Annotated in this window: 2 protein-coding genes; both read right to left on the reverse strand. The window is 41.5% G+C overall.

What is annotated here, in order from left to right; all coding sequences use genetic code 11:
- Positions 1-244: 244 nt before the first annotated feature.
- On the reverse strand, positions 245-5,539 hold the full coding sequence (locus QUB44_RS29660; protein WP_333373229.1) for an AAA family ATPase: 5,295 nt from the start codon (positions 5,537-5,539) through the stop codon (positions 245-247).
- Between the two features lie 99 nt (positions 5,540-5,638).
- Positions 5,639-7,753 (reverse strand): carotenoid oxygenase family protein, encoded by a 2,115-nt coding sequence (locus QUB44_RS29665; RefSeq protein ID WP_333373232.1) that lies wholly within the window; start codon positions 7,751-7,753, stop codon positions 5,639-5,641.
- Positions 7,754-7,888: the final 135 nt, after the last annotated feature.

Below are 7,888 nucleotides of genomic sequence, written 5' to 3' on the forward strand. Positions count from 1 at the left end.
GATCCCCCATATCCCCTACACAAGTAGTTACTTTTGTCAACTTTCTTGTTAATAAAGATGTTTATAAAGCATAGCTTCTTAAGGGGGGCTAGGGGGGATCGAATTCTATGCAGCCTCATAAAAAATTGGTATGAGTCCGCGCACCATTTCCAAAATTGTTGGGCGTGAAGTCGGTTTCGTCGGACGCTCAAACAATTTACCAATTACCAATTACCAATTCCCAATTACCAATTCCCAACTTGCGTTATTTCTGTTTTAGGACTACCAACGTAATGTCGTCAAAAACTTTCTGCTTGTCAATATGTTGTCGCACATCATCAATTACTGCTTGTCGAATTTCTTCAGCCGTTTTGTGGCGATTTTCTTTAGCCACTTGGCACAATCTTTCTATGCCGTAATACACTTTATTTATATTTACAGCTTCGGTAATTCCATCTGTGTAAAGCACTACTACATCCCCTGGATTAAGATGCACTTGAACTTGGGAAACAAAATCAGCAATATCTTCCTCTAATCCCACAGGAAAGCCGAGTTCCGTTGTATCGATTCGTTCGATGTTACCATCAGTACGGACTACAATTATTTCTTCATGTTGACCGCTGATGGTAAAGTTACTATCTTGATAATCTAACAAAGCCAAGGTCATGTTTCTAGACGAGTCGATGCGCTCGATATTGGCATAAAGCGTGCGGTTTAACACATCAAGAAACTTCACCGGATCGGTTTCGTTCATTTGTTGGAGAGTGCGGACGGCGGTTTGCGCCATAATCATTAATACGCCACTTTCTAAACCATGTCCCGTAACATCGCCGATGCTAATTTTTACCTTATCATTTTGGGTTAGCACGTCGTAGTAGTCGCCACCAACTTCATCGGCAGGTTGCATATATCCAGCTATTTCTAATCCTTTAATTTTATCAAGTTCTGATTGTTTGGGCAAGATCATTTGTTGCAATCGTTTCGTGACTTCTAACTCAGCACTGAGGCGGATGTTTTCGGCTTTAAGTTTGTTATTGAGGCTGCTAATTTCCTGGTTGGCTTGGGCGAGTTGAGCGGTGCGTTGTTGCACCTTTTCTTCTAAAGTTTGATAGAGACGGGCATTTTCGATGGAGATCGCAGCTTGGGCGGAAATGATGTTGAGGACTTCTAAGCGATCGCGCGTAAAAGCCCCCGCTGTTAAATTATTTTCTAGGTATAAGATGCCTACCAACTTACCTTGATTAATCAGGGGGCTACACAAGATAGATTTAGGTCGCTGCTGAATAATATACGGGTCAGATGCAAACCTGCTTTTATTCGTTGCATCATCGATCGCAAGAGTTTCTTGCGTGCGTTCTACATAATTAACCAGCGAGATAGGAATCTCTTGACTTTCAGTCGCTGGCTTGGAGATTAATTGACATCGTTCACCCGTACATTGAGCTTCAATTTTCCACTTACCTGCTGGGTCAGGTATGATGAAATAAAACTTTTCTGCTCCGGCGTTTTCCAGCAAGACTTGCATCAAATTCGAGAGTAACTTATCTAAATTAACTTCCCCTGAGAGCGCTTGGGAGGCTTTGATAATTGTTGATAAATCCAGAGCTTGTCCAGCACCTGAACTGGTGGTAGAAGTGATAGTGGTTCTGCTCTGAACAATCCTTTCGTCTCCTCCACTCGGAAGGCTGTTTTTCCTACCGACGACTGGTGCGAGTAATTCAGCATGGCGCTCTTCTAAATCTTTAACTTTTGCCTTGGCTCCCCAGCGAATATAGGCATAGTAAGCGTCAATCAGGTAGGTACGCGCTACTTTCTGACGACCTAATGCTAAATAAAATTCTGCTGCTAGTTCATTGGCGAGGGCTTCGTGTTGGACGTATCCATTTTCCTTGGCTCCATCTATCGCCAGGTCGTAATATTCCATTGCTGAGAAAGATTGCCCCAATACGCGGGCTTTTTCGGCCTCTACTAAGTCATACTTATGCCGGAAGTTTGCTGGGCAATTCTGCGCCCAATATTTCATCTTATTCTGATTTTCTACCACCCTGGTCATTGATTGTTCTTGCTCTGAGGCAGCAACATGGAAATATTGTGCCAGCCGAGCCAGAGAATCATAAAATGTATATTCGCTAAAGACCATCAGAGCGCGTACAGGGTCTACATATTTTGACGCTATTTTGGCATTTTCTACAGAGCGCTCATAATCTTTAAATAAGTAATAAAGCATTGTTTTAGCAAAGTATACATAAAAACTAGAGTTAATATTGTTGGTTTCTAAAAAACGGGGTAGCATTTCTGATTCATCAAACTTTTCACCCTTTAAAAGACATTTATCGTCAGATTTGCCAAGCAAATTTAAAACAACTTGAGCGCATATTTTAGTATAGTTTAGCTGGTATTCTCGCTGGCATTTCCTCATCATCTCAATATATTGGGTATGTCTTTCTGCAACATATTCCAGATGTTCCCCGCTAAAAAATTGATGTTCGCAGTAGAAAATAGCAGCATGACAAGCAAATTCTAGATCGCCCGTTTCCAGTCCGCTTTGAATTGACTGACGCAAAGGTTCTATAGTTTCTCTAACATACTCTTTCCAGAATCCGATAGCAGCAAAGTAGAGAGCATAGGTTCTAGATTTTTCTGTTTTAACATCTAACTTATCTAACAGATTTAAACTCAGGTTGCCAAATTTATATCCAGCATCTAGATCTGCCAAAGGGCCACATAAAAGCCAGCCCGTCATACCGTAGGCGTAAATTGATTGAGGTGAATTCCCGTACTGAATAGAGAGATTGACGGTCGTAAAAACAATGGGTAGACCCAGCCCGTTATTTAAAATAAAAGCTGCTGGCTGTATGTTAGTTAATATATCTATTGCCGCAATCTTTATCGGATCTGTCATTTGCGGAATGTTAATTAAATCGTCTATAACGATGTCTTTTGGAAGTTCTGGTAATAGTTTTACTTCCAACATTTCCATAACTTGCATTCCTGTATCTACAGCTAATTGCATCTCGTTTTGGGCAATATACATCTTAATTATTAAATTGTAAAACTTTGCTCGATCGAGTATGTTTTTAGATTGTTCTATCCCCTGGTTTGCCAATGCTTTTGATTCCTCGAAATTAGCGCTGAGATATGCGACTTCAACCGCGTCTAAATAAAGGCTAATCGTTAAGCCATAATTGCAATTCCAACTATCTGTGGCTAGAAGTTCTAGACCTACATTCAAATAATTAACAGCGGCTTCATACGCAGTCGCGGCCTTTGCTTTCTGTCCGGCGATCAGGTTTAATTGAGCCAAATCATCTTTTTCTGACTGATTAGTTAGCAAATCTGTGCCAAAATTCAGTTGGTTAACCAGAGCAAAAATATTATCTTTTCGCTCTTGCTCTGTTGTATTATTCAGCAGCAGTTGACCAATTTTCAGGTGAGTGGCTTTTTTCTCCGATTCTGGAATCAAAGAATAAGCTGCTTGCTGCACTCGATCGTGCAAAAATTTGTATTCAACTTTGATATCCCGTACAGATGCCAACTCTTCTTGGGCAAACACTAGAGGAATTTTGTAATTTTCAGACAGCGGCAGAATCAAACCTGCTTGCAGTGCTTCCCACAAATGAGCAGCCGTCGCTATGTTTGATTGTTCATTGACAATTGATAAAACTTCTAAGTTAAATTGGTTGCCGATACAAGCCGCTAATTTTAATAATTTCTGAGTTTTTTCTGGGAGTTTGCGAATATTTCTGGCAACCAGTTCAACGATATTGAAATCTGCGATACCAATTGCTTGGATTTGTTGAATATCCCACTCCCAGCGGTCTGTATCTACTTGATAAACCAGCAGATTTTCCGAGTACAGGGTTTTGAGTAGCTGCGTTAAGAAAAACGGATTCCCTTGGGTTTTATTAAAAAGTAATTCAGAAAAAAGTTTTATTTCGTCTGAATTTACGCTGGCATCCAGAGTGTCGGCGATTAATTGGTTGACGCTATCCAAAGCCAGCGCCTGAATGGTGATATTATTCACCACCGTTTCAGTTTCTTGAATTTTTTCTATTGTCTGAATTAAAGGATGAACGGGACTGACTTCGTTATCTCGATAAGCTCCAATCGTTAACAAATATTTGTTATCTGGGTCAGTGACTAAGAGTTGGATTAACTTTAGAGATGCCGAATCTGCCCACTGTAAATCGTCGAGGAATATGACTAGCGGGTGTTCGGGTTGACAAAAAACGCGAATAAATTGTTGAAATACCCGATTAAATCTGTTTTGGGATTCTGATGAACCCAGTTGAGGAACTTCAAGCTGTTTACCGATAATTAGTTCGACTTCGGGGATAACATCAATAATAACTTGACCGTTATTATCTAGCGACTTTAATAAGTTTTGTTTCCAAATAGCAATGTGTTCGGAACTTTCTGTTAATAGCTGACGAACTAATTCTTGAAATGCTTGGATTAACGCCGCATAGGGAATGTTGCGCTTAAACTGGTCAAACTTACCCGCAATAAAATATCCCCTAGCTGCTACAATTGGTTTATGAACTTCATTGACGATTGAAGTTTTACCAATCCCGGAATAACCGGAAACTAACATCATCTCGGTGGCACCGAGGCTGACTCGTCCAAAGGCATCTAGAAGAATTTGGACTTCGGTTTCTCTACCATAAAGCTTCTGGGGAATGAGTAATTGGTTGCCGCGATCGCGTTGACCGATGGGAAAATTTTCAATTTTTCCAGTTGTCTGCAATTGCTGCAAACAAGTTTCCAGGTCAAATTTTAATCCCGCCGCACTTTGATAGCGGTCTTCCGCATTTTTGGCTAACAGTTTCATGACAATATCTGAAACCGCTTGAGGAATTTCTGCTACCTCTTTAGGTGGGACTGGTTGTTTGGCAATATGACAGTAAACCAACTCCATCGGATCGGTGGTACTAAATGGCAACTGGTTGGTCAGCATTTCATAGAAAGTCACTCCCAAAGAGTAGAAGTCGGTGCGGTAGTCAATTGCTCGATTCATTCTCCCTGTTTGTTCGGGTGACATATAGGCGAGAGTCCCTTCTAGCAAGTTGGGATTGCTAATGCTTTGGTTTTTCAATTCCAAGCGCGATGAAATACTAAAGTCAGTCAGTTTTACTTTTCCGGTCGCTGGATTAATAATGATATTTGAGGGCTTAATGTCTTTGTGAATTATCGGTACTTGATGGAGATAGATCAAAGTTTCGGATAGAGCGATCGCTACCCTCAGCAACTCGGTTACTGACAGGTTATTGGCTGCCATAAAATGATAAAGGGATAGACCCCCAAAATCTTCTAATATTAGCGCAAAACTATTCTGATACTTTTCTAAGTTGTAAGTTTTGACAATTCCTTCACACTCTAAATTTTGAGTGATTATAAATTCTTGCCTTAAATTGGTGATTTGTTCAAGGCTAGGATAATCATATTTAATAATTTTAATGATAACTGGTTGTCTGTAACCATCTTTTTTAGCTCTATATACAACAGTCCTTACTCCATCGTAAATTTTTTCTATAATTTCGTATCCCGAAAGAACAATCATATTTTTACTTTCCTTTCTTGTTTGACCTTTTTAAATAGTGTCTATGAACCAAGAATCCCACTTCCAAAAGCGCGATCGCGCTTTTGGAAGGTGAGTTTCTTAATGAAAATGGGGGTACACCTCATTCTCAAACAGCTTCCTAATCTCTGGCTCGTTTTGATCGACTAGCTCCTGGTAATCCTGTTGCACTGGAATCTTGTAACTAGCTTGGCGCTTAGAAATCTGTCGCAACCATGCTGTATGCAACGTAAACCCAAACTTGAGTTTTGAACTATGCAATTTGCACAGGGGGCCATCTGACAGTTTGTTACCATTGAAAATCCAAATTTGATTTGTGGGTACCAAATTTTCGTCTTCAAAACAAACAGCACAGACGATGTAACCGTTTGTAGAACTTTCACCATCACCACGGGGTATGAACTGGGGTGATAGCGTCATGTAGCCACAAGGGAACTCATAGCGATCGGCAATCAACATCGACTTTGGGTGCAGCCTGAACAAGCAAGCAGGTTGACCCTTTTGGGCTAAGCGGATAACTTCTGAGAGCGGTATTAATCGGTACTTATAATCGTCGTACAGATCGGCAATGTATTTTGTCATCAAATCTGGCCACAGTCCAAACGAACTCCAGTAGACATTTTCTAGCTTTCCTGGAGTCAAACCTGTAGGGAGCCTATCTAAGTAGGCATAGAGATCGACAGCCCATGTGGCGTTGATGTCGGAGATAACTTGGGACTCAATCAGTTGTCCAGTCTCTCCATGAATTATGTAGCGCCCCATTCGTCCGATGTCAGTCTCATCGTGTTCCATACCATGCAGGTAAGGTGGCACGGGTTTGTGGGGTTTGGAGGCTGAAACATCATACTTCCTAAGCCATTCAGCTACTTGCATTCCACAAAGGTGGGCAACGTGGAGAGTGATATTGCCATTGGGATTATCATAGTCAACCAAAAAATGGGCAGCTTCGAGAGGAATTACCACTTTCTGGGCGACGACTTCAACTTCCTTATTACTGCTAGCTGGACGCTGGCCTGCTTTTAGATCTGCACGGCGCACGATATAAATATTAGAATCCGGCAGAGGCGGACGTTCTAGTAACTTTCTCAAGTGCTGATCTAGTTTTTTATTCTTCGGAAATGGGTTGTTGATTATCTGCTCCAGACCCATAATGAACGCGGTGTCCATCAGTACCACATAATCTTTAGTTACTCCTATCTGATGAATCGTTTGCTCAATTTTGACCGGCGTGCCATCTGGTAGCACTAGCTTCCATCGTTCCAGTTCGCCAACACCATCCCAGCAAACTACATAGGTAAAATCCTCCAATTCTTTCCCAAATATACTTCCAATGGAACTCATTAGGTTTTCAACTATGTCTCGGGAGAAGCCGAACACAGCACGGGAAATATCTTTCATGAAATCCGTTTGACAGAACCCCGTCAGTGCTACGATAATTTCCTCTATTAGTTGGGGAATTTCTTCGATCTCATAAACCCACTGAATGCCTTCTATAAAACTAGCCGCTGATCTGCCGTAATTAACTGTAAACATCTTACCTTCACCGGAATAATCAAAGGCAGGATGAGCCGTACTCAAAATACTTTTGCAAGGAAACTTCTTAGGATTAATTATTATGGGAATTTTGAGCTGGTCGAGTTCCCCCCGCCACTCTTTATTCGATCCAACTGGTGTTACCACTTCCAGGCTGTCTGTATCAATTTCATAAGGACGACCTGCATCATAAGTAACTAGCAAGCGATCGCAGGAGTCCGCAGCAAATTTCATGGGTAGAAAAGCTGTATTTAATTGATTACGCAGACCCAGAGACATAGACAACCGAGCAATGCCGCGATTGAGGAATTTATACTTTTCATACTCGCCTCCACGCTGTGTTGCTTTGTCAGCATAGTAATCTGGTGGCTTAACAAGGCAAGTCTTCACCCACACTTCGCCTGGTCGATCAAAATCAAGCCGATAAATCATGCCATCGCCATTCAACAATGAGTCTCCGTCTTTAAATGGGAGTCCTCCTGATTCAACAGTGCCGACTGGAGCAACAATAAAGACGTGACCTTGCAAGTCCTCTGGTAGTTTCCCCTCCATCTCCAATTGGATCCTCTTATCTAGTTCATCCCGACTGGCGGTCATAATTGACTGAGGAACGGCACAGCCCTCTGTTACTGCTTTGGTGTTGCTCTGAGTTGGTTCGCTCATGTGACTCTCCTGAGTTGAGGTGTGCTAATGGTAACAGTGCAGGGTTGGGTCGGATGCGATCGGGTGCATCTCACTTTGGCGAATGTGTCAAAAAAGAGTTAAAATGAAAAAGCTAGTAAAATCGTTAAATAAATA

It is taken from the genome of Microcoleus sp. AT3-D2, from assembly GCF_036705715.1.
Lineage (GTDB): Bacteria > Cyanobacteriota > Cyanobacteriia > Cyanobacteriales > Microcoleaceae > Microcoleus.